Origin of the sequence: Rhizobium sp. BR 362, assembly GCF_036528765.1 — a bacterium.
Lineage (GTDB): Bacteria > Pseudomonadota > Alphaproteobacteria > Rhizobiales > Rhizobiaceae > Rhizobium.
The window spans coordinates 15,498-41,956 of sequence record NZ_JARWGH010000032.1 but is presented as its reverse complement, the minus strand read 5'-3'; the positions used below and the strand labels follow the sequence as shown (position 1 = coordinate 41,956).

Sequence of the window (26,459 nt, the reverse complement as noted above, 5' to 3'; positions counted from 1 at the left end):
TGCCGCCGGCCGACCGGCCTGTTCGAAGCCGGTTGAGAACGGCCACTTCCTGCCGTGCATATCGGAATGGAAATTTCTTGGGAGGAGGGGCTCGCATGACTATCGCTGTAAAACTGTGCTCTTATCCGGGCCTTGACGATCGCATCACGATTGTAAGGGCTGGCGATGAAGTCGACAGCGTGTTTGTGCGCACGGAAAAGTTCAACGTTCTGATCGACACCCTTGGGACGCCGGAGCTTTGTCAGACCGCTCTTAATCTACTAGGGGAAAAAGCACGTGATCGTCCGCTGATCGTCGTCAATTCCCATATGGATTGGGATCATTTCTGGGGCAATGCGGCCATCATCGGAAAGGCGCCGATTATCGCCCATGCGGCAGCACTCGAACGTCTGCGCGACCTATCCTGCCTGCAGACGCTGCGGGAAAAGGCGGACCAGGAGGCGCGATTCCGAAGTGTCGAACTCGTTGGCCCCGACATTACCTTTTCAGGCTCGACCATACTTCATGGTGGCGATCTTAGCCTGGAGCTCATTCACACCCCCGGACACACGCCCGACCACATCGCCGTATGGATTCCCGAGATCCGTGTCTGCCTGGCTGTCGATGCGGTAGAGCATCCGATTCCCGAGGTCTGGAGTGAGAATGCGGATGATCTTCGTTTGCTCCGTTCATCACTCCTGCGCATTCGCGATCTGAATGCGCAGTTCATCATTCCCGCCCATGGTATGAGATCCTCTCCCTCCACCGTGGACGAGAATTTAGCCTATTTCGAAACATTATCGGATCGTGTCGGCAGCCTCAATGAAGGCCAGTTCGCGGACCCGGCGCTGAGCAGATCGCCGGGGCTTCGGCTCCAGGATTTCGTGCCGCTCCCAAACGGCATGGCCGCGCAGACCATCGAATTCTATGAGAAATGTCATCAAACGAACCTTCGAGCGACCATATCGGCACACAAGGATTGAAGAGGATGCGATGAGGTATCGCGTCCTCTTGGCGATTTAGATCCCGCGATGCGCGCATCCGGGACATGCGCGCGTATCAGCCCAGCAATGCCTGCCGGAGCTGGTGAATATGGCCTGTGCCAATGCCGCAGCAGCCGCCGATGATGGTTGCGCCCGCTTCGACCCATGAACAGGCGAAGCGCGAATATGCATCGTCATTCAGATCGCTGCGGGTCCCGTGCAAGCCCTCGTTGGCAGCGGAATCGCCCTGCTCGCCCTCGAAAGCATTGGCATAGACGCCGATTTCGAGCGCAACACCCCTACCCCTGAACACCCGGGCGGCGGTTTCGACTGCCGGCCGCATCACTTCCGGTTTGCTGCAATTGAACAGGAGCACGCTCGCGCCCGAAGAAGCAGCCCAGATCGCCGCATCATCGACGCTCTCGCCGGAGCGGAGTTTCGGTTCACTGCCGTTTCTCTGCGCCGCATCATCGGCCAGCGTGAACGAGATCCAGAACGGTTTTCCGGTCGCCGCAACCGCGGTACGAACGGCTTCTCCCTCGGCGATCAGGCTCAGCGTCTCGCCGAGCCAGACATCGACATACGGATCAAGATTTTCGACCAGCACCTTGAGATAGTCCTGCACGCGGGAGGGATCGAAATTCTGCGGTTCGTAGGAACCGAAGACCGGCGGCAACGAACCGGCGACGAGCACCTTCCGATCCCGGTGGGCGTCGGCTGCTTCACGCGCCAATTGGCCTGAGCGCGCAATGAGCTCTGCACCTTCCTTCCAGAAGCGCTCCTCGCCGATATGGAAGGGCACGAGTGCATAGCTGTTCGTCGTGACGACTTCCGAGCCGGCGGCGATGAATTCCTCGTGCACCTGTCGGACGATCGCGGGCGAATTGATCAGCGCCAGCGCCGACCATTCCGGCTGCTTCAGTTCGGCGCCGAGGCGCATGAGTTCGCGGCTCATGCCGCCATCAAGAATGCGGAGTTTGCTCATAAACGGGTCTCCCGAAATGGATTTGGCAGGCATCAAAATCCGGCCGCGCGAGTGCTGTATCGGCGGCCGGGCGGTTCAAGATCGGACGGTCGGTTTCGGAAGCCTCCAAACAGGCGTGAGGCATGGCCTTCCTTTTGCATCATGAGGTCAGCGTCGCGCCGGCACCTGCGCCTCCATGAGACGGAAGGCCCGGGCGATGACGGCGGTTAGAATGAGATAGAAGACCGTGACGACGATCAGCGGCTCATAGACGAGCAGCGTGTCCTGACGCACCTTGCTGGCGACGGCGTAGAGATCCATGACCGTGACAGTAAAGGCGAGCGGTGTCGCCTTGAGCTGCATGACGATCTCGCCACCGATTGTCGGCATCGCAATGCGAATGGCGCGCGGCAGCCAGATGCGCCGCGTTAGCGTGAAAGGGCTCATGCCGAAAGCGCGACCGGCCTCCAGTTCACCCTTCGGAACCGCAAGCAAGGCGCCGCGGAGCACCTCTGCCTCATAGGCCGCATAGTTCAGCGTAAAGCTCACCGCGGCGAAGAAGAAGCCTTCGCGCAGGATCGGCCAGAACAGGCTTTGGCGGATGCCCGGGATCATCGGCAACAGCGATCCGACGCCGTAATAGAGAAGCCAAAGCTGGATGAGCAGGGGCGTGCCCCGGAAGAAGGTGCAGTAAGCGCGAGCAGCGTATCGCACCGGTGAGCTGCCGCTTACTTGCGCGAAGGCAAGTCCGATCGCCAGCACGAAGCCGAAAACGACCGAGATCATCAGCAGCGATATCGTCTGCCCGGCGCCGGCCAATAGAAGTGGCCAATAGGAGACGATCCATGAAAAGGTCATGTCACGCACTCCCTAAGCGAGCTTCGGCTGACCGCGCCGCAGCCGACGTTCGATCACATTGAAGACGACGTTGGAGGCGAGGGTGAGAGCAAGATAAAGAAGGGCAGAGGCGAGAAAGAAGATGAAATAATGCTTGGTGCTCGCCCCGGCGAGGCGGGTGGCGAGCGCCAGTTCCTGGTAGCCGACGACGGCGACCAGGGCGCTGTCCTTGGTGATCGACATCCACAGATTGGCAAGGCCCGGCAGTGCGTTCGGCAGCAACGCGGGCAGCACGACACGGCGAAAACGCAGCATTGGTCCCATGCCAAACGCTTTTGCCGCCTCGATCTGACCGACAGGAATGGCGAGTATCGCGCCTCTGAGCACTTCCGTCATGTAGGCGCCCTGCACGAAACCGAGCACTGCGACGGCGACGGCAAAGCCGTTCATCTCGAATGTGGGCAGATTGACGGTGGCCAGAAGCCGGTTGAGCCCATCCATGCCAGCATAATAGAGACCGACGATCAGGATCAGTTCCGGAATGGCGCGGATCGCCGTCGTATAAAGATCAAGTAGCAGGCGAAGCGGCCTGTTGCCGGAAAGCTTGCCAAGGGCACCTGCCGTGCCGAGCACCAGGCCGATCAGAAAGGCGCCTGTGGAAATTGCGATGGTGGAGGCGGCACCCAACAACAGCACGCCTCCCCATCCCGGCGGATAGGGAGAAAGCAGCTCCAAGATCGTTTGCTGGGTGACCGCCATCGTTCGGTTCGCTTATTTTGCGCCGTAGATGTCGAAGTCGAAATACTTCTTGGTAATTTCGTCGTATTTGCCGCTGGCGCGGACTGCCGCAATCGCTGCGTTGAGCTTCGCCTTCAGCTCTGTGTCTTCCTTGCGCAGGCCGCCGGAAACGCCGGCTCCGAGGATCTCCTTGTCGTCGGCGACGTCGCCCATCTTTGCGCAGCAATCCTTGCCGCCGTCGCTTTTCAGGAAGGCATCGAGAGCAAGAGAATCGCCAAAGACATAGTCGATGCGGCCGGCGGCCAGATCCTGGAACGCCTCGTCGAGGGTCTGATAGGTCTTCTGCTCAGCAACGTCTGCAAAATACTTCTTGTAATATTCCGACTGGATGGTGGAGACCTGAATGCCGATGGTCTTGCCTTTCACGTCATCAGCCGTTGCGCCCGGCTTTCCGTCCTTGGGGCCGATCAGCGTGCTCGGCGTGTTGTAATATTTATCCGTGAAGTCGATTACCTTGGAACGCTCGGCGGTATTCGACATCGACGACCAGATCACGTCGAACTTCTTGCTCTGAAGGGCCGGAATGAGGCCATCCCAGGAAAGCTCCACGATCGAGCACTTCTCCTTCATCTGCTCGCAGACGGCATCCATCAGGTCGATTTCCCAGCCTTGCCACTTGCCGGAAGCGTCTTTGGCGAAGAAGGGCGGATAGGATTCATTCATGACGCCGAAACGAACCTCGGCCTGCGCGGCAACAGAGGAAAGCACAAGCGTAGCGCCGGCAAGAAGGATGGGCAGCAATTTCATTGGCGGGAGTCTCCAGATGGGGTTGTTTGTGATGGCGTGTAGATCAATGGACGAGCATGCCGGTGAATTCCCGGCACCGGGCGCTGAGGGGCGTATCGAAAATCTGCTTCGGCGGCCCCTCCTCCTCGATCCGCCCTTGATGCAGGAAGAGAACGTGGCTGGAGACATCGCGGGCAAAGCGCATCTCATGCGTGACAAGCAGCATGGTTCGGCCCTCCTCGGCGAGATCGCGGATGACCTTGAGCACTTCTCCGACCAATTCCGGATCCAGCGCCGAGGTGGGTTCGTCGAAGAGCATCACGGCCGGATCAACGCAAAGCGCCCGGGCAATCGCCGCTCGCTGCTGCTGACCTCCGGAGAGAAAGGCCGGATAGGCATGGCGCTTTTCGTAAAGGCCGACCTTGCTGAGCAGAGATTCCGCCTTCTCGACAGCCTCGCGGCGCGGAACGCCCAAGACATGCACCGGGGCTTCGATGACGTTTTCAAGCACGGTGCGATGTGCCCAGAGATTGAAGCTTTGGAAAACCATGCCGAGGCCCGTCCGCAGCCTCTCGATCTGCCGCCAGCTCTTCGGCTGCATCTGCCCACCGCGACCAGGCCGGAAAGCGATTTCCTCGCCATTCACGATGATGCGCCCGCGATCCGGTATTTCCAGCAGGTTGATGCAGCGCAGGAAGGTACTTTTGCCCGAACCCGACGAACCGATGATCGAAATCACATCGCCCTTGCTCGCTTTCACCGAAACACCTTTGAGGACTTCATGCGGGCCAAAGCTCTTGTGGAGATCGTCCACACGAAATGCTTGGGGAGACGGTTCTGTCATGCGCGGTTCCAGTGAAAAGCAATTTGCGGAGAATATCGCGAAGAGCCGCGATTTTTGCGCGCAAATTCTGGTCATTTTAGGTAAAATATGCAGAAATTCGTTTCTGACGCATCAAATATGACGCAATACCCATTTCGGAGGGTAATTTGCCACCGAGAACGGAAGGTGCAGATATGGAAAAACTGGATCGTTTCGATCGCGATATCCTCGACATCGTTCAGCGCCATTGCCAGCTCACGGCGGAAACCATAGCTGAAAAGGTCGGCCTTTCGACCTCGGCCGTGCAGCGGCGGCTGAAACGCCTGCGAGAGGATGGGGTTATCAAAGCCGAGGTCGCTATCGTCGACCGAAAGGCGACCGGCACCCCGATGGTTTTCATCGTCGGCATGGAAATCGAGCGCGACAATTACGACGCGCTCGCGAAGTTCCGCATTTGGGCGGAAAAACAGGATCACATTCAGCAAGTCTACTACGTTACCGGGGCGGTGGACCTGATCGCCATCGTCACGGCCTGCGACGTCGAGCATTATGACGACATCGCGGCTCTGATCATGGCGGAAAACCCGCAGATCCGCCGCATGCACACCAATGTCGTGTTGCGCGATGTCAAACTCGGCATGTTCGTCCCGCTGACAGAGGACGATCGCAGCCAGTAGTCCTCTGCTCCGAAAACCGAGCGCCCGATGCAGAGCCGCTCGTCCATTCGGGCAATTTTCCCGTCCGAGGCGTCGATCTATCGCATGGTGAGAACCGAACCCGTCACCGTTGCATCAAAATATCGTACAGCCGCTTTTGCGCCTCCTTCGGGGACGCGTTCCCATCGTTGAAGAAATCGCCAACCACGCCAATCCAACCCTCCGACATCTGGCTTGGCATCGCTTGGGATTGGGCGCTGACCTCGCCCTTCTTCGCCCGGATCATTTTCAATCCGAGCTGACCGCAGCGATCGAGACCAGCCGGATCGACGTCCATCCGAACGGGAAGAGATCCCTTGGTCCGGCTGAACGCGACCTGATTGTCCCGGTCGAGAACCATGCGTGCGAAGGCTCTTTGGGCGTCAGCCGTGCCATCGCGATTCGTAAGCGGAAAGGCAAACGCATCGATGACCATGAAATAGGCGATGGAGGTGCCGGGAACGAGCGTGCAGTCGAAGTCCTTGTCGACGACATAGCCGCGCGCGCCAAGCTCGCCTTTTGCCCAGTCGCCCATGAACTGCATGCCAGCCTGACCAGCGCCAACCGCTGCCGTGGCGTCCGCCCAGGTCTTGTCTTTTCGCACTGCGAATGGCTCCACATAGTCCGACAAATGCGAAAGCATTTCCAAGGCGTCGATCATGCGCGGATCCAGGACCAGCGAAGCATCACCACTCATGAGGCGCGCATATCCCTCCGGTCCGAATTTGTGATAGATGATGTCATTGAAAATGAGCGACACTTCCCATCTGCTGCCGCCAAGCGCAATCGGAACATGTCCGGCGGCTTTGATCTTTTCGGCAATGGTGAAAACGTCATCCCAGGAGGCCGGCAAGCTTAAGCCGGCATCGTCAAATATTTTCCTGCTTGTCCAAAGCCAATTTTCCGCATGGATATTGGTCGGCGCGAAATATACCTTTCCCTGGTAGGATATCCGGTCAAGGACCGTCGCTGGAATAACATCTCGCCAGTGATCGGTCTCCGCGACATCGTTCATGTCCTGGACAATTCCCATTTCCGGCAGTTCACGCGATCCCTCGTTGGCGTTCCATTGCATCACGGCCGGCGGATATCCGTTGGCGATGCGGTCGCTGACGACACGCTGCACAGCCACCTTGTTTTCGGCAGGCATATCCACCCATTGATTGCCGGCGGCCGTCCATGCTTTGCGGAACACGGCAAGTGCGGCGGACTCGCTTTTCGACACCCAGAAATGCACGACATCCACCGCCATGCCCTCGCCGGCAAGAGCCGGCATCGACGGACAGGCGGCCGCCAAACAAACTGCAAGCCATGCCCGCATCATTCCATTCATCCGCTGTTCCTCCGTCGAAAAATTTATTCAATCCGCCGAGCACCGCTCACGGTTAGCGCGCCATCATTCTTCGGGACGGCTTGCGCATCGCCAAGTCTGGGACTGCCAAACGCTCAACCGCTGCCGAGGCGGGTTCTGGCTTGGCGTATAGATAACCTTGACCGACCTCGCAGCCGGCACCCAGCAGGAAATCGCGCTGCGTTTCGTTTTCGATCCCTTCGGCGACGCACCGCTTGCCCAGATTGCGAGCAAGATCGATCATCGCCCGTACGATCTGCTCGGAGCGAAGATCCCTTCCCAGGTCGCTGACAAAGCTGCGGTCAATTTTCAGTTCATCGAAGGGAAAATCACGCAGATGCACGAGCGACGCGAAGCCGGTGCCGAAATCATCCAGCGACACCGACATGCCGTGTTCCCGGAAACGTGTGATGGTCTCCATGATCTGACTGGCGCTGCGATTGAGAAATACATCCTCCGTCACTTCCACGGCAAAGTCGCGCCATTCGAGCTGATGCGTGCGGACTGCCGTGGCAATGAGATCATATCCGTCGCTGCCGACCAGCAGCACTTCGGGAAGGTTGATGGCAACCGATCCCGGGCGCAGTCCTGCAGCTTTCCAGGCCTTTAGGTCACGTGCAACGCTGTTGACGACACAGCGCGTCATGCTGCTGATGAAGTGCGACCCGTCCATGAGCGGCAGGAAACGGCCCGGCGGCAGGATGCCAAGCCGCGGATGATGCCAGCGCACCAAGGCTTCGAAGCCGAGATGTTCTCCGCCTTGAAGATTGACCTTCTGCTGATAGTAAACCACGAACTCGTTTCGGTCGGCGGCGAAAGCCAGCGAGGCTGCGAGTTGGTTCTCCTCCAGACGTTGCGCAAGCGATGCTTCGTCGAAGATCACAGCGGTATTGCGCTTGGCTTTCGCAGCATATAGCGCGAGGTCGGCAACGCGCATGAGCGTCGCCTCGTCTGCGGCATGCTTGGGCACAGCCGCTCCGCCGATGCTGGCTGAAACCGGCAAAATCCGGCCGTCGAAACAAAATTCCGTGGCAATTGCTGCAACCGCACGCTTGGCCAGCACTTCCAGTGCCGTTGCGTCGGCAAGGCCCGGAAGCAGAATGGCAAATTCGTCGCCGCCGAGTCTCGCCACTATATCGGTAGAGCGAAAGGTCCCTTGCAGCATGTGGGCGACGTGACGAAGAACCGCATCGCCAGCCGGATGTCCGACACTGTCGTTGATGCCCTTGAAATGGTCGAGATCGACCAGTAGCATCGAAAAACCCGTGCCGACCTGCTCAAGCGAGGCGAAGAACCCGCTCAACGCATCATTAAAGGACGAGCGGTTGCTGAGGCTGGTGAGCGCATCGGTATGCGCCTGGTGCGTCAACTTGGTCTCGAAGTCGATGGTCAGCCGGTGTTCGTTACGAAGCTTCCTCAAAAGCGGCATGAAAAGAATTGCGGTCGCCAGAACGAGCGCGGCCGCGGTCAGGCCGAGAAGCACTGCGCTGATCAGACGCGCATGGTCTATGCTCCCGTCGCTGCGATCATGTGCATTGTCGATCAACGTGCTGAACTGGCGCATGAGCAGGCTGTCGGAGGAAACGGCAAAGTCGATCGGCCCCCAGAAGGAATAGCGCTGGCGTCGATCCTGCGCTTTTGCCGATACGACCCTATCAGCCCGCTTCAGAAAGTCCTCGAGCCGACCGGCAAGTTCGACGCGCATTTGTTCCGATGCGGTATCACGCGGATTGAGCTTTTCGAGGAGATTGCGTTCCAACTTGCCGTGCAATTCGTCGAGTTGTCCGCTCATGCTGCGAATGTCGTCAATTGCTTTGCGAACATCCTCGACCATCGGCTTTATAATATATTCCGGCATTTGCGGGTCGGCGGAGGCCTTCATGACAGCCCGCGTTTGATTGGTGAGCTGCTGAAAACGGATGAACTGGCGCCCGGTAAGATAGCTGATGTCCTGCTGCAGCGAATGACGATCGAGTGCGATCTCGACGGTCTGATAGGTCGCCCCGATGAGCATCGTCATGATGATGACGGCGGCCACATAGTGCCGTCCGATCGATCGAATGTATCCCTCCAGGGAGGAATGACGTTTGCCGGTCGGAGCCATTTCATTTTCCATGTAGGACCAATCCCAGTCAGACATTGAGATTCTGCTGCAGCTTCACGAGCGCGTTTCTTAGCAAGGTTTTGCTGTAAATGAGCCTGCGCGGCGACGCCCCGTCTCTATCAACGCCGATGATGACCGATTGATTTTCAGAAGGCCGATCGGAACCGACCGCGTCCGGACTACCGGCCGGACTGCCGTGAATGCGCCACTCGATTGCCAATCAACAGGGGAAGCCTTTCGCGAGAGCGACGGCAGCTTCATGGTGATCCTCCCGGCTGCAACGGTGACCAGAAGTGTCATCCATCCGGTCATTTCTCATTGAGAAGGCCGCGCAAATCATTCGGGCGGATCTGGAGCCCTGCAACCTCGTCGGTACTCGGGACCGATGCTGCAAGTACATGGCGATTAGCCGACGAAAAGTTTAATAAAATGCTGCGCATGGCGATCGGAGGCGAGCTTCATTGCGCAATACGGATTGCATATCGGAAAATGGATATTGGTGGGGCCGATCGGCCTAGTTCGATCTTGCCGCCATACCGAAGCTGCTGCGATATTTCGCCGGGGTGGTAGAAAAGCGGCCTTCGAAAGCTTCGTAGAAGCGCGACAATGATCCAAATCCCGCTTCAAATGCGACAGCGGCGACGGGCAGATCGCTTGAAATCAGCAGCGATTGGGCAGTATCGAGCCGGTGGCGCGTTATCGCCTGATTGACCGTAAGTCCGACCGTCTTCTTGAAGATCGACATGGCGTAATTCGGATGCAAACCCGCAGCCAGCCCAACGTCCGTCGCCGATATCTCGCCCAATGCCTTTTCGGCAATAAACCGAAGCATTTTTTCCACGCGCGGCAGCCGATCGGGATCCTGGTTGCGCGATATTTCGATGGCCGAACTCCGCTCGCGCAGATCCTGCCAGCCATCGCGCGCGATCCGTCTTATGCGCGCGACAAGCTCGTCACGCACGATCTGCTCCAGCTCCGGATCGCCCGACAGCAGCTCTTCGCGCCATTTGAGAAAGACGTCGCGATCGTGCGGTCTCGGATTTAGCGCTTCTATGAGGCCGCCACGGAACACGGCGTCGCGAAACGAACTCATGCTGTTGAAATTGACGAGGACCGACATCGGGACATAGAGGCAGACGAAGTTCGTCGGCTCAGCGATATCGACCACCTGATGTGGGATCATTCCCCAGAAAAGGCAGAGCTGGCCCTGGGAAATCTGAAGCCGGCGCCCGTCGTACCAATAGGTGATGCGTCCATCGAGAACATAGTTGAGCTCGACCTGGCTATGCATATGCGGCCCGCTCATGCGCCGCACATCCAATCGCTCGCCGGCACAGAAGCGATGGTCGCCGAAGACGACGAGCGGGTGGCGGGTGGGTCCATCGTGAACTGGAACTGACTCGTCCTCGACCTGCATTGCGGCGTCCTCTAGCACCTTTGCGATCTTACAAAACCGGAAGTGATCTTGGTAATCGCGGTAGCGGTTTACGAATTTGGATGATGAATATCAACCGCCGCACACGGCAGTGACGTATGTGCGGACGAGATGCCGCAACGGATGAGTGGAGGATGACGTGGCCTTTTTGAGAAATTTCGGCTCGATTGCACTGAGCTATATGCTGGTTGCGTCGGCAGCAAGTGCCGGAGAAATTGTTCTTAATTCCGACCAATCGGACCCCGTGCCGAAGAAGGCAATGGGAGAACTGATCGCCGACTTCCAGGCGAAGAACCCTGACATCAAGGTCAAGTGGAACGATTTCGACCACGAAGGCTACAAAGCCGCCATTCGCAACTTCCTGACCGCGGATGCCCCGGATGTCGTGGCGTGGTACGCCGGCAACCGCATGGAACCCTTCGTCAAGGCTGGTCTTTTCGAAGATGTCAGCGACATCTGGGCCGCCAATGGTCTGAACGACCAGTTGAAGTCGGCCGCCGCCTCGATGACCATAGACGGAAAGAAGTGGGGTATTCCCTATACCTACTATCAGTGGGGCATCTACTACCGCGCCGACATCTTTAAGGATAAGGGCGTCGAGCCGCCGAAGACCTGGGACGAGTTGGTCGCAGCCTGTGCCAAGCTGAAAAGCGCCGGCATTACCCCGTTTGCGATCGGGAGCAAGGCGCTGTGGCCGACCGCCGGCTGGTTCGACTATCTCGATCTGCGCGTCAACGGCTATCAGTTTCACATGGATCTGACGTCCGGCAAGGTGCCTTATACCGACCCGAAGGTCAAAGCCGTGTTCAGCAAGTGGGCGGAGCTTGTGAAGCCCGGCTACTTCCTCGAAAACCACGCCGCGCTCGATTGGCAGGATGCCATCCCGCAATTCGTCCAGGGCAAGGCAGCCATGTACCTCATGGGCAATTTTGCCGTCGCTCCCATGAAGGATGGTGGACTGAAGGAAGATCAGATCGGCTTCCTGCCGTTCCCGCAGATTACAGCGGGCCTCCCCGCAGCCGAAGAGGCGCCGTTGGATACGTTCCACATCCCGTCGGGCGCAAAGAACAAGGAAGACGCCAAGAAGTTCCTGGCCTATCTCGCTTCCCCGGACGCGCAAACGAAAATGAATGCCACGCTCGGTCAGCTTCCGGTTAACAATCAGTCGATCAAGCCGGACGACAAGTTCCTGAAGGCAGGCTTCGAGCTGCTTGCAAAGGCTCAGGCACTTTCGCAGTTCTATGACCGCGATGCTCCGGCCGACATGGCGAAGGCCGGCATGGAAGGCTTCCAGGAATTCATGGTGAAGCCCGACAAGATCGACGCGATCCTGGCGCGTCTCGAGAAGGTACGTGCCCGCGCATACAAGTAGCACTCTCCCAAGACGATAGGCTGCCGGACGTCCGTGACGTCCGGCAGAATTCTTAGCAGCAGTTTGTACAGGAGCAGACGGTGGGCACACCCAGTACCGCTCAACCAACGTTCTGGAAACGCAATCAGCAGGCTCTTGCCCCCTGGCTATTTCTCGCGCCGGGCGTCCTGATGTTTCTGGTCTATGTGATCGTCCCCGTCTTCCAGTCGGTATGGATCAGCTTTCATGACTGGGACGGCCTTGGCCCCAAAACCTGGATCGGCCTTGGAAATTACGTCGAGCTCTTCTCCGACGACGCCTTTTACACGTCGCTGCAGAACAACATCATATGGCTCGTGCTCTATCTGCTCGCTGTTCCGGCTGGTCTGGCGGCAGCGCTGTTTCTGAACCAGACTGTAGCCGGCATCCGCCTCTATAAATCCCTCTTTTTCTTTCCCTTCGTCATCAGCCAGGTCGTGGTGGGGCTGATCTTCACCTGGTTCTACGCCCCGAATTTCGGGCTGTTCTCAGCCCTGATGAAAGCGTTGACGGGAACGCAGGTCGCCGTCCTTGCCGATGAGCGCCTGGTGACTTACGGCATTATCGGCGCCGGCCTTTGGCCGCAGATCGCCTATTGCATGATCCTCTATCTGACCGGCCTCAACAACATCAATCCGGAACAGATCGAAGCCGGGCGCATGGATGGCGCAAAGGGCTGGCATCTGTTCTGGAATATCGTCCTGCCGCAGCTTCGCCCGGCAACCTTCATCGCGGTGGTGGTGACCGTCATCGGCGCGCTCCGGTCCTTCGACCTCGTCTCGGTCATGACCGCCGGCGGCCCCTACGGATCGAGCCGTGTCCTGTCCTACTACATGTATGAACAGGCGCTTTCCGAATATGGCTTCCGCATGGGGTACGGTGCGGCCATCGCTGTCGTTCTCTTCCTGATCATGATGATCTTCATTGCCTTCTTCCTCATTCGCATGCTGAGACAGGAAAGGAATTCCTGATGTTTCCGACACCTGTCCAGAAATCGGGGCCATGGGTTTCCATCGCCTACCAGATCATTTTGCCGATCTGCCTGGTCATTTGGCTTCTGCCATTGATCGGCGTGGCGTTGACGTCGATCCGCCCATCGGGGGATCTGGCCGCCGGCAATTATTTCGGCATCCCCTCGGGCTTTGCCGGCGTCGAAAATTACACCGCCGTGTTCCGGGATTCTCCCATCGGCCACTACATCCTGAACTCGTTCAAGATCACCATTCCAACGGTGATCGGCGCGGTCGGATTGTCTTGCCTCTGCGGCTTTGCCCTTGCGGTCTATCGCTTCAAGGGAAGCCTCGCGCTGTTCTTCATCTTCGTCGCGGGCAATTTCATACCGTTTCAGATCCTGATGGTTCCGGTTCGCGACCTCACCCTCAAGATGGGCCTCTACGATACGGTGACCGGACTCGTCTTGTTTCATGTTGCGTTCCAGACGGGCTTCTGCACGCTCTTCATGCGCAATTTCATCAAGGGGCTGCCGTTTCCCCTGATTGAGTCCGCACGGGTGGAGGGCGTCTCGGAATGGCGGATCTTCGTCCATGTCGTCCTGCCCTTAATGCGCCCGGCGATTGCGGCACTGTCGGTGCTGATCTTCACCTTCGTCTGGAACGACTATTTCTGGGCCACGGTTCTCGTGCAGGGACAGGCTGCAATGCCGGTCACCGCTGGACTGAACGCATTGAACGGACAGTGGGTCGCCGCATGGCATCTGGTGTCGGCAGGTTCTATCGTTGCCGCCATGCCGCCGGTTCTGATGTTCTTTTTCATGCAGAGGCACTTCATTGCCGGCCTCACTCTGGGAGCGACCAAAGGATGAGCAAGATTGTTGTCGTCGCAGCGGGAGAGATCTCCTTAGCGCTCGGTCTGCCAGAACGCGGCATGCCCGAGATTCTCGGTTTCGGCCGGAACGTGCATGCGCCGGAATTCTGGCCTGACGTGCCGCGCTCGAGCCGCGTCAACGGCATGGATATCGATGTGCCGTCAAATGTTCTGTTGCCCATTGGCGGCCTCGGCTTCTTCGGCTGGCCGGCTATCTCAGGTCATCGCGACGGACGTTCGTTCATTCTGGATTTCGGCAACTGGCAATCCGAAGAGAGCGGTGCCGTTGTCCTGCTGAAGGCCGAGGATGCCATTGCGGAAATTAGCCTGCAGGTCCGCATCGAAGGGAGCGCGACCGGCGTGCTGTCGATTTCGACGTCGCTGACGAATAGCGGCTCCAGCGGCTACACCTTGGACCGCTGCATGGCGGCGAGTTTCCTGATGCCCGCTGGCGCAGCGGAGCTCACAAGCTTTGCCGGGATGTGGGGCCGGGAATTTCAAACGCGGCGTTCGCCGCTTGCCAACGGGCTCTGGATGCAGGAAAGCCGGCGCGGGCGTACCTCTCATGACCGTTTCCCGATCGTGTTCCTCGACTGCGGCGGCGAACGCATGGGTTTCCATCTCGGCTGGAGCGGCAACCATCTCGTGGCGATCGACACGCTCGACGACGGCCGCCGATTGGTGCATCTCGGCGAACTCTTCGAGCCTGGTGAGATGCGCCTTGCGCCGGGTGAAACCTACGATAGCCCGACGGCTTTTGCAGGCCCCGACAGGCAGGCATTCATCGCCTTCGCCCGTGAAAGTGTGCTCGCATGGCCGGGCGGCAAGATGCGGCCGCGGCCGGTGACGCTCAACACCTGGGAAGGCAATTATTTCGATCACCGAATGGATTCGCTCAAGGCTCAGGCGGATGCCGCGGCTGCGATCGGTATCGAGCGCTTCGTGCTCGACGACGGATGGTTTGGCAAGCGCGATGACGACACCACCAGCCTCGGCGACTGGTTTATCGATGCGCGAAAATATCCCGACGGGCTGAAGCCGCTTGTCGATCACGTGACGTCGCTCGGCATGGAATTCGGCCTCTGGTTCGAACCTGAAAACGTCAACCCGGAATCCGAATTGTTCCGCGCCCATCCCGATTGGGCGCTGCAAGTCAAAGGGCGCCCGCTCCTTCTGTCGCGAAACCAGCTCGTGCTGGATCTGACACGCCGTGAGGTCAGCGACTATTTATTCGAGCGCATGGCGGCAGTGCTGTCTACCCATGCGATCTCCTACATCAAATGGGACATGAACCGCGACCTGACCCATGCCGGCGGTGTTGACGGCGGTGCGCGCATCGCACGGCAGACGCGCGCCGTCTACGCACTGATGGATCGGATCCGCCAGGCATTTCCGGCCGTCGAGATTGAAAGCTGCGCATCCGGCGGCGGGCGCATCGACTATGGCGTCCTCAAGCGCACCCATCGTGTCTGGACGTCCGATTGCACCGACGCTTTCGAGCGGCTGAAAATTCAGGACGGAGCTTCGCAGTTCGTGCCGCCGGAGATCCTCGGGGCGCATATTGCCGCTTCGCCGAACCATCAGACCGGCCGCCGGCTCAGCCTTTCCTTCCGCGCCCTTGTCGCGCTCGCCTATCATCTCGGCGTCGAACTCAATCCGCTTACCCTCGACGCGGAAGAGAAACAGGAACTTGAAGGCTGGATTGCCCTTCACAAGCGCCTGCGGCCGCTGCTGCATGCCGCCGGCAAACAATTTCGCCTGCCGGCGCTCGACGGCCGCTACATATGGGGCGCTGCCGACTCCGAACGAATCCTGGCCTTTATCGTCCAGGGGCCGCAGATGGTCGGCGAACAACCGGCGCCCGTCCGGCTGCCAATCGAGGGCGATGGCAAGGGGCAGTGGCGGGTCGCGGCGGTGCATCCCGCCGAGCCCGACTTCATCCGGATATCGGATGGTCAGCGGAAGCTCCTGAGCGGAGAGCTGACCTTCAGCCTCGATACGCTCCGGCAGGTCGGACTGCCCTTACCGATGCTCCGTCCCGAAAGCGGGCTCCTTCTCGAACTCGAACCCGTGATCAGAGGCTAAATTCCATGGGAAATGTAACGCTCAAGCGCGTGACGAAGCAGTTCGGCGCCGCAAGCGTCATTAAAGGCGTCGACTTGACGATCGAAAAGGGCGAATTTTGCGTCTTTGTCGGACCGTCCGGCTGCGGCAAGTCTACCCTGCTGCGGATGATTGCCGGTTTGGAGGACATCTCCTCCGGCGAGCTTAGTATCGGCGGCAACGACATGACCAGGGTTGGCCCGGCGGAACGGGGCGTCGCCATGGTGTTTCAGAGCTATGCGCTCTATCCGCACATGACGGTGGCGGAAAATATCGGTTTCGGTCTGCGCATGACCGGCCATTCAAAGGACGAGGTCGCCCGCCGCACCAAGACGGCTGCCGAAATGCTGCAACTGCAATCGATGCTGGGCCGGAAGCCTTCTCAGCTTTCGGGTGGGCAGCGCCAGCGCGTCGCCATCGGCCGCGCCATCGTGCGCAACCCGCAGGTCTTCCTTTTCGACGAGCCGCTGTCCAATCTCGACGCCTCGCTTCGGGTGCAGATGCGCACGGAAATCAGCAAGTTGCATCAGGATATCCGCACGACGATGATCTACGTCACCCACGATCAGGTCGAGGCGATGACCATGGCCGATAAGATCGTGGTGCTTCAAGGCGGGCTGGTCGAGCAGGTGGGATCGCCGCTGGAACTGTATCATCGCCCGAAAAACATCTTCGTCGCCGGCTTCATCGGTTCCCCGAAGATGAACTTCCTCAAGACCACGGCTTCACCCGTTGCCGATGGTGTCAAGGTCGATCTGCCCGGCGGCCAATCGATTACTCTGCCACGCGCTTCGGTCAGCGAAGGTCAGCCGGTCACGCTCGGGATCCGTCCCGAGCATCTCGACCGAAATGCCGAGGTGGGCGCGACACTTCAGGGCAAGGTGCGCCTGGCCGAACATCTCGGATCGGAAACCATGTTCTATGTGAGCCTTGCTGACGGCACTGAAGTTGCCGTGAAGTCGGACGGGCTTGCGCAGGCCAGACCCGGCGACGATCTTTCCATCCATGTTCCGGCCGCGGCCTGCCATCTGTTTGATGACGCCGGCAATGCCATCCTCAACGGAGATTTGACGAAATAATGCTCGGCGTTTGCTATTATCCGGAACATTGGCCCGAAAGCTGGTGGGAAAAAGACGCGCACCGTATGCGAGCGCTCGGGATCTCCTATGTGCGGATCGGTGAATTCGCATGGTCGCGCCTGGAGCCTGCGCGCGGCTCCTTCGATTTCGCCTGGCTCGATCGGGCAATGGACACGCTAACGAAAGCCGGTCTGAAGATCGTCTTGGGAACGCCGACGGCCACGCCGCCGAAATGGCTGATGGACGAATATCCTGAAATCGCCCCGGTGGACGAACAGGGCAAGGTGCGAGGCTTCGCGCCGCCACTATACCTTCTCCTCCGACGTGTGGTGGAAGGAATCCGAACGCATCGTCGAGATCGTCGCGAGGCGATACGGCACACATCCGGGCCTCGCGGGCTGGCAGACCGACAATGAATATGGATGTCATGATACCAGCCTCTCCTGGGGCAAGGAGGACCTGAAGGCGTTTCGCCGTTGGCTGCGTCTTCGCTACCAGTCGACGCAGCAGTTGAACGAAGCCTGGGGTGCCGTGTTCTGGTCGATGGAAATCCAAAGCTTCGACGATGTCGTGCTGCCAAACCTGACGGTGACGGAACCGAACCCTGCCACCAGGCTCGATTTCTGGCGCTTCCATTCCGACCAGATCGCCGCCTATGACCGGATGCAGTGCGATATCATCCGCAAGCACTCGCCCGGGCGCTGGATCACTCACAATTTCATGGGCTTCGTCAACGATTTCGATCATTGGAAGGTTGGCGAAAACCTCGATCTCGCCTCTTGGGATTCCTATCCGATCGGCTTCGTGGAGAAGTTTCCGTTCAGCGAGGAAGAACGCGTGCGCTGGGCAGAGACGTCCCATCCCGATATCGCCGCCTTCCATCACGATCTCTACCGCGGTGTCGGCAACGGTCGATTCTGGATCATGGAACAGCAGCCAGGGCCGGTAAACTGGGCGCCCTGGAACCCGGTGCCGAAGCCGGGCATGGTGCGGCTGTGGACCTGGGAGGGTCTTGCTCACGGAGCCGAGGTGGTCAGCTATTTCCGCTGGCGTCAGGCCCCCTTTGCGCAGGAACAGATGCATGCCGGCTTGAACCTTCCGGGCCTCGACGAACTGTCGCCAGGAGGCTTGGAAGCCGAAATCGTCGGACGTGAAATCGGAGCTGTCGGATCCTTGCCGGAAGCATCCCAGGCTCCCGTTGCCATCGTCTATGACTATGAGAGCTACTGGTCCACTTCCATACAGCCGCAGGGCCGGGATTTCCGCTATGACGAACTTGCCTTCCGCTGGTATGAGGCAGTGAGAAAGCTCGGGCTTAACGTCGACTTCGTTCGGCCGGGTGGTCGCTTAAATGATTATCGACTCGTTCTCGTTCCCTGCCTTATGCACGTGTCCGAGTCGGCTCTTGCCGCGCTTCGGGATGCGGATGGGACCGTGCTTTTTGGTCCGCGGACCGGATCGCGAGATCGTCATTTCCATATCCCGGCCAATCTGCCGCCCGGGCCGATCGGCGAACTTGCAGGCATCAGGGTCACGCAGGTCGCGTCCCTTCGGCCGGGGCTCGACGCACCCATATCGGGCGCGATCAACGGCCGAGCAACGCGATGGCGGGAATATCTGGAAACGACGGCGGATACGACTGTCGAGGCGACGTTTGAAGACGGCAGCCCGGCGCTAGTGTCCAAGGGACGATATAGCTATCTGGCCTGCTGGGCCCACAGTTCCCTGCTCACCGAGCTGATGTCGCACGTCGCCGGCAAGCTCGACTTGCAAACCAGCGTGCTGCCTGACCACATCCGGTATCGCCGCGCCGGCGATCTGACATTCGCGTTCAACTATGGGCCGGACGCCTGGTTAATTCCGGGGGAACGGGAGTTTGTGATTGGCGGACAGGAAATCCCGCCCTTTTCTCTCTCGGTGTGGAGGCAAATGCCAGTCTCTTGAATGACGCGCGGATCGTTGTTTCAAGGTCAATTTTGAAGAATTCCCGCTTGGCGCCTAAATCTTTCTGGGCGCCTTGCCATAGCGCGAAATAGGAAGGACCTCCGGTGGAGGTCCTTCTGCTCGGATTATTCGAGAATTTTAACGACCTTCCGCGTCTTCGGCTGGACGATGACACGCTGATGGTTCACGACAGCATAGGCGTAGGTTGGGTTGTCCGGCACCGGTGTTACGACAACGGTTTCAGGGAGCGGCTCACCGACGACAATCCTATCTTGCACGACAGTTTCAGCAGGGGGCATCGGCTGCTCTTCCACATAGGTGACGACCTTCTGCGGCGGCGGATCGATCGCGGTTCCAACGATTGCACCCGCTACGCCGCCGACTGCGGCACCGACGGGACCACCGACAACGGCTCCGGTAACTGCGCCGCCTGCGGCGCCGGTGACCGTCGAGGACTGTGCAAAGGCTGAACCAGCGAGAAGCGCGAAGGCGGCCGCCGCGGAAACGATGAGTTTCGTATTCATAGCGTTTTCCTTTCCTTTTTGCTCGCAAGAGCTGAAAGGGGAATGGCCTTGGCATCAGAATGTTCCTCCAGACGGGTCGCCTGGAATCATCACAAGTTGCACCATTCTGACAAACTTCGTGAAAAATGAGAGCTGAACCCTTGCCCGATCAAGGGCGGCGGCGGTGCAAAGGTTGTATTTTCAGAGGCGGCTTTCTATAGCTCGTGTGGTCTACGCGGGTCACCGTCTTACTCGGCAACAAGAGAGACGACATGAAAGGAAAACAATGCTTTCAAAGATCGTGACGGTACCACTTTGGACGCTGGTTTTCGCCTTGACGGCAGTTTTAGGATCGCATGAAGTCGCCCAGGCCGGATCGGAGCATTCATGGCTGCAGGACCCCAATAGCCACTGCAAATTCGTGGCGCCGGCATCTCTCACGGCCGGGCCCACCTTTTGGACGGGCGCCTGCACGGATGGGAAAGCCTCCGGCAGCGGAATGCTGCGCCGCCGCGACGGCAATCGCGCAGGCGCGGCTTTCTTTGGCCAAATGAAGGACGGAATTCCCCAAATAGGTGTTGTCGATCTCGGCGACGGATACCGCGCCGGCACGTTCGATCAGGATGACATCGGCGGCCAGGCTGTATCGGAGCCGCAAGTCCGGATTGATGCCTTCCGAGCCGCTATCGAAGCTGCTCGTTTTGTGAGTGCTAAATATAAGGCGGAGAACAACCGCGGCTCCGCGCAACTTTATGAGACGCTCGCAAAAACATTTGAAGCGCAGCTCGACTGATCGGGTACCCATTCGCTGCCGCCTGCAGCAACCGTCCGATCCCCTTCAGCCGACCGTCTTGGAAGTGCTAAGCATGCCGCGATAAATTCCCGGCCACGATCCGGGAATTTCGAACGCATCGAGGCGTTTGCTGTAGAACTCGACCGGCCCTGGATCGCCGATGATGGCATAGGCATAGCCCGCCTCGCGAAGGCCGTTGAGCACGGCAAACAACAGCGCCTCGCCTACTCCCTTGCCGCGCTCGTCTTCCGCAACTCCCGTCGGCCCGAAAAAACCTTTGGCGGTCGCATCGCCGCAGGCAAAGCCCAGCATCTTGCCATTCCGGACCGCAATCCAGGTCATGATCGGATGGCTGCCGAAACCTGTTTCACTTTCGGCTGCCCACTTGGAGCCGAAATGCGTCTCGATCCAGTCGAGCACCTGACGGCGCTCCGGCGTGAGCGCCCGGCGTATCTCAATGCCATGGGCTGCCATTTTCGCATTGTCATGGGCAGGCAGGTCGTAAAGGCGGACCAGAAGATCAGGCATGCTGCGCAATGTCTCCCGTTTATGCGTTCATATCGAGATGATGGTAGACGAAATGACCGGAGGCAACTTCGACCGACTGTCCGACTGGCCTACGAGAAGAATTCCGCACCGTCTCGGCATGCACGGAGAACGGCTGGCCTTGTTCACCACGACCGCTCACGATCCTGACAGTCGGATCGGGCACGGCCGACAGCAGGAGCTGCGTATAGGGATGCTGCGGATTGCGGATCACGCTGGCTGACGGACCATATTCGACGATCTGGCCAGCAAACATGACCGCCGTCTCCTCGGCGATATAATGGGCCGTCGCGATATCATGGGTGATGTAGAGAAAGCTGATGCCGCGCTCGAGCTTCAGTCGGCGCATGAGATCAAGCACCGAGCGGCGGATCGAGACATCGAGCATGGATGTCGGCTCGTCGGCGACGATCAGCCTTGCATCCACGGCAAGCGCGCGAGCAAGATTGACGCGCTGGCGCTGCCCTCCCGAAAGCTCATGCGGATATTTATCAAGCGTCACATCCGGATCGAGCTCGACATCGGCAAGCGTCCGGCGCGTCGCCTCCTCCAAAGCATCGCCTTTCAAGCCTCGATGCAGGACGAGAGGCCGCACGAGATGATGGCGGATCTTGTGTGCCGGATTGAGGGCGGCGAACGGATCCTGGAACACCATCTGCACCATGCGCAGATAGTTCGTCTGGTCGGCATGGCTTTTGAGGCTGGCAATATCCCGCCCGGCAAACAGGATGCTGCCCGACGTCGGCTGGAAGAGCCGGGCGACGGCTCGTCCGACGGTCGATTTTCCGGAGCCGGATTCGCCGACGATCGCCAGCGCCCGTCCGGCTTGCAATGTCAAGGACACGTTTCGAAGCGCCTCGACCCGCTTCTCCGGCCCGAAAAAGGGCTTCAGCGTGAAGATTTTGCTGACGTTCTGCAGTTCGAGCAGCGGCGGGAAATTTTCGCCCATCATACGACGACCTCCATCGCGTGACCGAGCCGTGGCATCGCTTCCCACAGGCGCCGCGTATAATCATGCCGGGGTGCGGCCACGATATCGGAGACCGGCGCGGTTTCGACGATTTCGCCCTTCAGCATGATGGCAATCCGGTCCGCAAATTGTGCCATGAGCGCCAGATCGTGGGTGATGAACAGAATGGAAAAATTGAGCTTTTCCTTGAGCGTGACGATCTCCTGCAGGATCTCCCGTTGCACGACCACATCAAGCGCAGTCGTGGGCTCATCCATAATCACGAGCTGCGGTTCGAGCGCGAGTGCAATGGCGAGCACGACCCGCTGGCGCATGCCGCCGGACAATTGATGCGGGTAATCGTCAAGCCGATCGGCGGAAATGGAGACGAGTTGCATCAGCGTTTCCGCACGGGCCCGGGCCGCGTCCCGTCCCATTTTTTCATGCCGGGACAACACGTCCCGGAACTGTTCAAAGATCGTCAGCACCGGATTGAGCGAGCTCATGGCGCTTTGAAACACCATGGATGCCTTGCGCCAGCGCCATTGCTCCAAGGCGCGGGCGGAAAGCGCAAGCACATCGGTCCCGTCGATCCGGATATCGCCTTTCGAGATGATCGCCGGCGGTCGGTGGAGCCGCATCAGGGCGAATGCTATGGTCGATTTTCCGCAGCCGCTTTCGCCGGCTAGTCCCATCACCTCGCCGCGTTTGATATCGAAATCCACACCTTTGACGGCGGTGAAGAGACCGTGCTGGGTCAGGAAATCCACCTGCAGCCCGCGCACTTCCACAAGATTGGAGGAGAGGTTCAATTTAGGCCTCCTGTTCCAGGACCACGGTCCGGGCGCGGTCGAGCTTGCGCTGTTTTCTGACGGCGGCATGGACCGTCCCGAGCGTGCGCAATCGCGGATTGGAGATCTCATCGACGGCGAAATTGATCATCGACAGGCCGATGCCGATGATGGCGATGGCGGTTGCCGGTGCGAACACTTCCCACCAAGCGCCGACGCTCATCGCCGATGAGGTCTGCGCATTGTAAAGCATGGCGCCCCAGGAAACGGCGAGCGGATCGCCCAGACCCAGGAACTCCAATGTCGCTTCGGTAATGATCGTGTAGATGACCGAGCCGATGAAGTTGAAGCCGATGATCGAGAGCAGGTTGGGCATCAGTTCGACGACGATCATCCGCCATTTGGGCTCGCCGATCAGTTCGGAGGCGAGGATGAAATCACGTTGCCGGAGTGTCATCGTCTGCGCCCGCGTGACCCGCGCGCCCCAGGCCCAGGAGGTCAGCCCGATGATGAGCGCAATGACCAGCGGGCTCGCCTCGCCGACGAAAGCGGCGATGACGAGCAGCAGCGGCAATTGCGGAATGACAAGGGCAATATTGGTGACGAAGTTGATCGCTTCATCGATCAGGCCGCCAAAATAACCTGCGGTCACGCCGAGGATCACACCGATGACCGTGACGATCGAGCCCGCCAGCAGCCCGATGAACAGCGAGGTGCGCGTGCCCCAGATCAATTGCGTGAAGACGTCGCGGCCCATCCGGGTGGTGCCGAGAATGTGGTCCAGTGACGGCACCTCGTGCGGTCGGCCGACGCGCTTGATCGGATCATGGCCGGTCAGCACGGGAGCAAGCAGGGCGACGGCCACATAGAGGATGACGATGGCAAGGCCGATGAGCGCCTTGCGGTTACCGAGAATGGGAAGGAGCATCCTTTTCATGGGTCAGGCCTTCCGCAGTCTCGGGTCAAGCAGGACGTAGATGAGGTCGACGAGTAGGTTGGCCGAGAGCATGGCAAGCGTCATGATCAGGAGCTGACCCTGGATCAGCGGATAATCACGCGCCACGATGCCGAGATAGAGGAGATGACCGAGACCTGGGTAATTGAACACCACCTCAGTCACCAGCGAGCCACCCATCACGGCGCCAAGCGTGATAGCAAAGGCTGTGACGCTTGGAAGCAAGGCATTGCGCGCTGCGTAGTTGAACATCACACGATGGTCGGTAAGGCCCTTGGCCTGGCCCATGACGACATAATCCTCGCCAAGCTGGCCGATCATGTTGTTACGCATGGTGACGAGATAGCCGCCAATGTGAACGAAGGCGAGCGAGACGACCGGCATGACGGCATGGTAAAGCGCGCTTGAGAGGAAGCTCGGCGTCAGCCCCGGATCGAGCTGAGGATCGAAGGCGAAGCTCGTTGGAAACCAGGCCAAGATCAGGCCGAAGACGTACAGCGCCGTCAGAGCCACGACGACAGCGGGAATGGACTGGATCGCCAGCGCACCGGGAGAAGCGATGGTATCGAGGATGCCGCCGCGACGCCAGGCCGCCGAGACCCCAAGCAATGAACCCGACATAAAGGCGAGGAACGAGGCAGTGCCAGCGAGCGTGATCGTCCAGGGCAGCGCGTGGCCGAGTACCTGGCCCACCGTCAGCGGATAGAATTTGATCGATGGTCCGAGATCCCAGGTAAAGACGCTTTTTATGTAGTCGAGAAACTGCAGATAAAGCGGTCCTGAGGCAAAACCGAAGGTTTCGATCAGGGCGGTTTTGGCTTCGGGCGGCAGCGAGGAATTCATCTTGGCGAACATTACGTCCACCGGATTGCCCTGCATCAGCCGCGGTATGAAGAAATTGATCGTGGCCGCGGTAAAAAAGGCGGCGATATAAAAGACCAGTCTGCGCAGAATGAACATCATCGGCTTATCTCCGGCGGTGGGTGACCGTCGCCGTTCGGTTCAGGCCATTAAACCTGAACCGAAGGAGCGGGTCCGGGGAGAGGGATCGAACCGGACGCGCCGGACCTATTGTGCGACCGGACGCAGCGCCAGAAGATGCAGCAGACGCTCCGGCACGCCGTCGTAGACAACTGGGCGAGCAACTGGATTGTCCGCGCTGAACCACCCGGTGAACCGTTTGGTATTGTATTCATACCAGAGCGGATTGTTGTAGACGGCGACGAAGGGCAGGTTCGCGCCGATGAACTCCTGGATCTTGTTCATGGTTTGGAGCTGCTGCCCATGATCAGTGGTCGTGTAGAAGGAGTTCAAAAGCGCATCGAGCTGAGGGTTGCTGTAATGGGCCGATGCATAGCGCGTCTTGCCCTTGTTGCGCGAATTGAGCGCTTCGTCATACATGAAATGAGGCGTGACGCCGGTGCGGAACGAATTGATCGCCACATCGTATTTGCCGGTGGTCAGCGCATCGGTCCAGCCGGGAACGTCCGGTGTTGAAAGCTTTGCCTGAATACCGATCTGGGTCAATCCTTCGATTGCGAGCTGGCAGGTGTTGACCCAATCGGTCCAGCCATTCGGCACGATGATGTCGAAGCTGATCTTGCTGCCATCCGGATTTTCCACGAAACCGTCGCCGTCGATATCCTTGAAGCCTGACTCGGCGAGTTCGGCCTTGGCGCTCTCGATATTGTATTTCGAGTAGACGCCATATTCCTCGTCCACCTTCGGATTGTTCCAGGAGTGAAAGGCGCGGCCGAGGCCGGACGGATATTCGTTCAGCGTCGGATAGCCATAGCCGGCAATGTCGACCATCGCCTGACGATCCATCGCCATGGAGAAGGCGCGGCGGAAGGCGAGATTGTTGAAGGCCTCGTGATTTCCGGCATTCGCCGTTTCGAAATTCATGGTGAATGCGACCATCGAACCGGCCGGGAACCAGTAGCCATGGTTTTTAGGGTCAGTACCGACATAGGTCTTTTCGATGTCTGGGAGAAAAGAACCGAACCAGTCGAGTTCGCCCTTGGCGGCAAGCGCGATCGTCTGATCATTGCCGGCCACCTGCGGAAAGCGCATGCAATCGACCTTCAGCGTCGCATTGTCCCAATAATTGGGATTCCGGCACTGGATATATTCCTGCGGCGTGAAACGGCGGATTTCGGTGAGCGGACCGCTGCCGACCGGGTTGGGATTGGTGAAGGTGACGGGATCCTTGACTGAGGCCCAGATATGTTCCGGGACGATGTAGACCTGCACGATCTTGAAGATCAGGCCACTGTCGGCATTTTTATAGTTGATCTTGACCGTATGATCGTCAACTGCCTCGATGCCATCGATCTGGTCCCAGATCGCCTGCAGGTCGAGCGCCTTGTGTTCCTTGATCAGGTTGAAGGTGAAGGCCACGTCCTTCGCCGTAAACGGCTTGCCGTCAGACCATTTCGCGTCCCTGAGCTTGAAGGTGACGCTTTTCAGATCATCCGAATAGGCAAAGGATTCCGCCAGACGATAGTTCGGTTCGCCATCCTTGAGCGCGTTGAAGATGATCAGCGGCTCGTACATGAAATCTTCCACCGACGGCACACGGGTCGTGGTGTTGAAGGGATTGAAATTCTCGACCCATGCCGTCGACTCGTCCGGCAAGGCAGTCAACATCACCTCTGCACGCGCCGCCACCGGCGCCATGACACTGGTAATCAGCACGGCCTTCAAAATAGTCCTGATGTTCATGTCCGTTCCCCATCTCTGACGGCGCAGGTTCTTGCCCGGCCCGGTTTGCGACGTCATATCAGCGCGGGACGAACGGCAAAGTCATCCGGCAATTCCGGCAAGAGTTGCGGCAAAATCGTCAAAACCGGAAATTCCGGTCATATCGAAAAAACCGACTCCCCTT

Annotated in this window: 23 protein-coding genes and 1 pseudogene; 9 read left to right on the top strand and 15 right to left on the bottom strand. The window is 59.0% G+C overall.

All coding sequences use genetic code 11. The features are described 5' to 3' along the window. The first annotated feature begins 95 nt into the window (after window positions 1–95). Entirely contained in the window at window positions 96–962 is an 867-nt protein-coding gene (locus tag QDY28_RS25370; protein WP_331384160.1) for an MBL fold metallo-hydrolase, read from the top strand. Between the two features lie 76 nt (window positions 963–1,038). Here the strand turns inward: QDY28_RS25370 and QDY28_RS25365 are convergent, their stop codons facing one another. From QDY28_RS25365 to QDY28_RS25345, 5 genes are all read right to left on the bottom strand, one after another. Beyond that, entirely contained in the window at window positions 1,039–1,947 is a 909-nt protein-coding gene (locus QDY28_RS25365) for a homocysteine S-methyltransferase family protein (RefSeq protein ID WP_331384139.1), read from the bottom strand. A gap of 147 nt (window positions 1,948–2,094) precedes the next feature. Further along, on the bottom strand, window positions 2,095–2,784 hold the full coding sequence (locus QDY28_RS25360) for an ABC transporter permease (RefSeq protein WP_331384138.1): 690 nt from the start codon (window positions 2,782–2,784) through the stop codon (window positions 2,095–2,097). Between the two features lie 12 nt (window positions 2,785–2,796). Then, entirely contained in the window at window positions 2,797–3,522 is a 726-nt protein-coding gene (locus QDY28_RS25355; protein WP_331384137.1) for an ABC transporter permease, read from the bottom strand. Between the two features lie 12 nt (window positions 3,523–3,534). Then, window positions 3,535–4,308: a transporter substrate-binding domain-containing protein gene (locus QDY28_RS25350; protein ID WP_331384136.1), complete on the bottom strand. Its 774-nt coding sequence runs from the start codon at window positions 4,306–4,308 to the stop codon at window positions 3,535–3,537. 43 nt (window positions 4,309–4,351) lie between these two features. Further along, window positions 4,352–5,131, bottom strand: a complete 780-nt coding sequence (locus tag QDY28_RS25345; protein WP_331384135.1) for an ABC transporter ATP-binding protein — start codon at window positions 5,129–5,131, stop codon at window positions 4,352–4,354. Between the two features lie 173 nt (window positions 5,132–5,304). Here QDY28_RS25345 and QDY28_RS25340 point away from each other — a divergent pair, with 173 nt between their 5' ends. Then, on the top strand, window positions 5,305–5,787 hold the full coding sequence (locus tag QDY28_RS25340) for an Lrp/AsnC family transcriptional regulator (RefSeq protein WP_331384134.1): 483 nt from the start codon (window positions 5,305–5,307) through the stop codon (window positions 5,785–5,787). Window positions 5,788–5,890: 103 nt separating this feature from the next. On the opposite strand, the gene QDY28_RS25335 is transcribed toward QDY28_RS25340, so the two are convergent. From QDY28_RS25335 to QDY28_RS25325, 3 genes are all read right to left on the bottom strand, one after another. Beyond that, window positions 5,891–7,129: an ABC transporter substrate-binding protein gene (locus tag QDY28_RS25335; protein ID WP_331384159.1), complete on the bottom strand. Its 1,239-nt coding sequence runs from the start codon at window positions 7,127–7,129 to the stop codon at window positions 5,891–5,893. A gap of 61 nt (window positions 7,130–7,190) precedes the next feature. After that, the gene (locus QDY28_RS25330; protein WP_442967582.1) at window positions 7,191–9,296 is read right to left on the bottom strand and encodes a putative bifunctional diguanylate cyclase/phosphodiesterase; all 2,106 of its coding nucleotides are present in this window, start codon (window positions 9,294–9,296) and stop codon (window positions 7,191–7,193) included. Between the two features lie 478 nt (window positions 9,297–9,774). Continuing rightward, a complete protein-coding gene (locus tag QDY28_RS25325) occupies window positions 9,775–10,677 on the bottom strand; it encodes a helix-turn-helix domain-containing protein (protein WP_331384133.1) in 903 nt (300 codons plus the stop codon). Window positions 10,678–10,876: 199 nt separating this feature from the next. Here QDY28_RS25325 and QDY28_RS25320 point away from each other — a divergent pair, with 199 nt between their 5' ends. From QDY28_RS25320 to QDY28_RS25295, 6 genes and pseudogenes are all read left to right on the top strand, one after another. After that, on the top strand, window positions 10,877–12,067 hold the full coding sequence (locus tag QDY28_RS25320; protein WP_331384157.1) for an ABC transporter substrate-binding protein: 1,191 nt from the start codon (window positions 10,877–10,879) through the stop codon (window positions 12,065–12,067). 80 nt (window positions 12,068–12,147) lie between these two features. Further along, window positions 12,148–13,056: a carbohydrate ABC transporter permease gene (locus tag QDY28_RS25315; protein WP_331384132.1), complete on the top strand. Its 909-nt coding sequence runs from the start codon at window positions 12,148–12,150 to the stop codon at window positions 13,054–13,056. Continuing rightward, complete coding sequence (locus tag QDY28_RS25310; RefSeq protein ID WP_331384131.1) at window positions 13,056–13,907, top strand: carbohydrate ABC transporter permease; 852 nt, start codon at window positions 13,056–13,058, stop codon at window positions 13,905–13,907. Before QDY28_RS25315 ends, QDY28_RS25310 begins: the two co-directional genes overlap by 1 nt. Further along, window positions 13,904–15,994 (top strand): alpha-galactosidase, encoded by a 2,091-nt coding sequence (locus tag QDY28_RS25305; protein ID WP_331384130.1) that lies wholly within the window; start codon window positions 13,904–13,906, stop codon window positions 15,992–15,994. The genes QDY28_RS25310 and QDY28_RS25305 overlap by 4 nt, the downstream gene beginning before the upstream one ends. Before the next feature lie 5 nt (window positions 15,995–15,999). Beyond that, a complete protein-coding gene (locus tag QDY28_RS25300) occupies window positions 16,000–17,091 on the top strand; it encodes an ABC transporter ATP-binding protein (protein ID WP_331384129.1) in 1,092 nt (363 codons plus the stop codon). After that, window positions 17,091–19,035, top strand: a pseudogene (locus QDY28_RS25295) (beta-galactosidase). The gene QDY28_RS25300 and the pseudogene QDY28_RS25295 overlap by 1 nt, the downstream one beginning before the upstream one ends. A 125-nt stretch (window positions 19,036–19,160) precedes the next feature. On the opposite strand, the gene QDY28_RS25290 reads toward QDY28_RS25295, so the two are convergent. Beyond that, window positions 19,161–19,559 carry a DUF1236 domain-containing protein gene (locus QDY28_RS25290; protein WP_331384128.1) on the bottom strand — a complete coding sequence of 133 codons (399 nt, stop codon included), beginning with the start codon at window positions 19,557–19,559 and terminating at the stop codon, window positions 19,161–19,163. A 265-nt stretch (window positions 19,560–19,824) separates the two neighbouring features. Between QDY28_RS25290 and QDY28_RS25285 the strand changes: the two genes are divergently transcribed. Beyond that, a complete protein-coding gene (locus tag QDY28_RS25285; RefSeq protein WP_331384156.1) occupies window positions 19,825–20,331 on the top strand; it encodes a hypothetical protein in 507 nt (168 codons plus the stop codon). Window positions 20,332–20,376: 45 nt separating this feature from the next. Here QDY28_RS25285 and QDY28_RS25280 read toward each other — a convergent pair whose 3' ends face one another. From QDY28_RS25280 to QDY28_RS25255, 6 genes are all read right to left on the bottom strand, one after another. Then, entirely contained in the window at window positions 20,377–20,859 is a 483-nt protein-coding gene (locus QDY28_RS25280) for a GNAT family N-acetyltransferase (protein WP_331384127.1), read from the bottom strand. A 19-nt stretch (window positions 20,860–20,878) separates the two neighbouring features. After that, complete coding sequence (locus tag QDY28_RS25275) at window positions 20,879–21,826, bottom strand: ABC transporter ATP-binding protein (RefSeq protein ID WP_442967583.1); 948 nt, start codon at window positions 21,824–21,826, stop codon at window positions 20,879–20,881. Continuing rightward, window positions 21,826–22,638, bottom strand: coding sequence for an ABC transporter ATP-binding protein (locus tag QDY28_RS25270; protein ID WP_331384125.1), 813 nt, complete (start codon window positions 22,636–22,638; stop codon window positions 21,826–21,828). The genes QDY28_RS25275 and QDY28_RS25270 overlap by 1 nt, the downstream gene beginning before the upstream one ends. A gap of 1 nt (window position 22,639) precedes the next feature. After that, complete coding sequence (locus QDY28_RS25265; RefSeq protein ID WP_331384124.1) at window positions 22,640–23,554, bottom strand: ABC transporter permease; 915 nt, start codon at window positions 23,552–23,554, stop codon at window positions 22,640–22,642. Between the two features lie 3 nt (window positions 23,555–23,557). Then, window positions 23,558–24,535: an ABC transporter permease gene (locus QDY28_RS25260; protein ID WP_331384123.1), complete on the bottom strand. Its 978-nt coding sequence runs from the start codon at window positions 24,533–24,535 to the stop codon at window positions 23,558–23,560. Between the two features lie 105 nt (window positions 24,536–24,640). After that, a complete protein-coding gene (locus QDY28_RS25255) occupies window positions 24,641–26,296 on the bottom strand; it encodes an ABC transporter substrate-binding protein (protein WP_331384122.1) in 1,656 nt (551 codons plus the stop codon). Window positions 26,297–26,459: the final 163 nt, after the last annotated feature.

Coding starts and splice junctions, on each gene's coding strand:
- QDY28_RS25370 (WP_331384160.1), top strand. CDS start 96: ATGACTATCGCTGTAAAACTGTGCTCTTATCCGGGCCTTGACGATCGC.
- QDY28_RS25365 (WP_331384139.1), bottom strand. CDS start 1,947: ATGAGCAAACTCCGCATTCTTGATGGCGGCATGAGCCGCGAACTCATG.
- QDY28_RS25360 (WP_331384138.1), bottom strand. CDS start 2,784: ATGACCTTTTCATGGATCGTCTCCTATTGGCCACTTCTATTGGCCGGC.
- QDY28_RS25355 (WP_331384137.1), bottom strand. CDS start 3,522: ATGGCGGTCACCCAGCAAACGATCTTGGAGCTGCTTTCTCCCTATCCG.
- QDY28_RS25350 (WP_331384136.1), bottom strand. CDS start 4,308: ATGAAATTGCTGCCCATCCTTCTTGCCGGCGCTACGCTTGTGCTTTCC.
- QDY28_RS25345 (WP_331384135.1), bottom strand. CDS start 5,131: ATGACAGAACCGTCTCCCCAAGCATTTCGTGTGGACGATCTCCACAAG.
- QDY28_RS25340 (WP_331384134.1), top strand. CDS start 5,305: ATGGAAAAACTGGATCGTTTCGATCGCGATATCCTCGACATCGTTCAG.
- QDY28_RS25335 (WP_331384159.1), bottom strand. CDS start 7,129: ATGATGCGGGCATGGCTTGCAGTTTGTTTGGCGGCCGCCTGTCCGTCG.
- QDY28_RS25330 (WP_442967582.1), bottom strand. CDS start 9,296: ATGTCTGACTGGGATTGGTCCTACATGGAAAATGAAATGGCTCCGACC.
- QDY28_RS25325 (WP_331384133.1), bottom strand. CDS start 10,677: ATGCAGGTCGAGGACGAGTCAGTTCCAGTTCACGATGGACCCACCCGC.
- QDY28_RS25320 (WP_331384157.1), top strand. CDS start 10,877: ATGCTGGTTGCGTCGGCAGCAAGTGCCGGAGAAATTGTTCTTAATTCC.
- QDY28_RS25310 (WP_331384131.1), top strand. CDS start 13,056: ATGTTTCCGACACCTGTCCAGAAATCGGGGCCATGGGTTTCCATCGCC.
- QDY28_RS25305 (WP_331384130.1), top strand. CDS start 13,904: ATGAGCAAGATTGTTGTCGTCGCAGCGGGAGAGATCTCCTTAGCGCTC.
- QDY28_RS25300 (WP_331384129.1), top strand. CDS start 16,000: ATGGGAAATGTAACGCTCAAGCGCGTGACGAAGCAGTTCGGCGCCGCA.
- QDY28_RS25290 (WP_331384128.1), bottom strand. CDS start 19,559: ATGAATACGAAACTCATCGTTTCCGCGGCGGCCGCCTTCGCGCTTCTC.
- QDY28_RS25285 (WP_331384156.1), top strand. CDS start 19,825: ATGCTTTCAAAGATCGTGACGGTACCACTTTGGACGCTGGTTTTCGCC.
- QDY28_RS25280 (WP_331384127.1), bottom strand. CDS start 20,859: ATGCCTGATCTTCTGGTCCGCCTTTACGACCTGCCTGCCCATGACAAT.
- QDY28_RS25275 (WP_442967583.1), bottom strand. CDS start 21,826: ATGGGCGAAAATTTCCCGCCGCTGCTCGAACTGCAGAACGTCAGCAAA.
- QDY28_RS25265 (WP_331384124.1), bottom strand. CDS start 23,554: ATGAAAAGGATGCTCCTTCCCATTCTCGGTAACCGCAAGGCGCTCATC.
- QDY28_RS25260 (WP_331384123.1), bottom strand. CDS start 24,535: ATGATGTTCATTCTGCGCAGACTGGTCTTTTATATCGCCGCCTTTTTT.
- QDY28_RS25255 (WP_331384122.1), bottom strand. CDS start 26,296: ATGAACATCAGGACTATTTTGAAGGCCGTGCTGATTACCAGTGTCATG.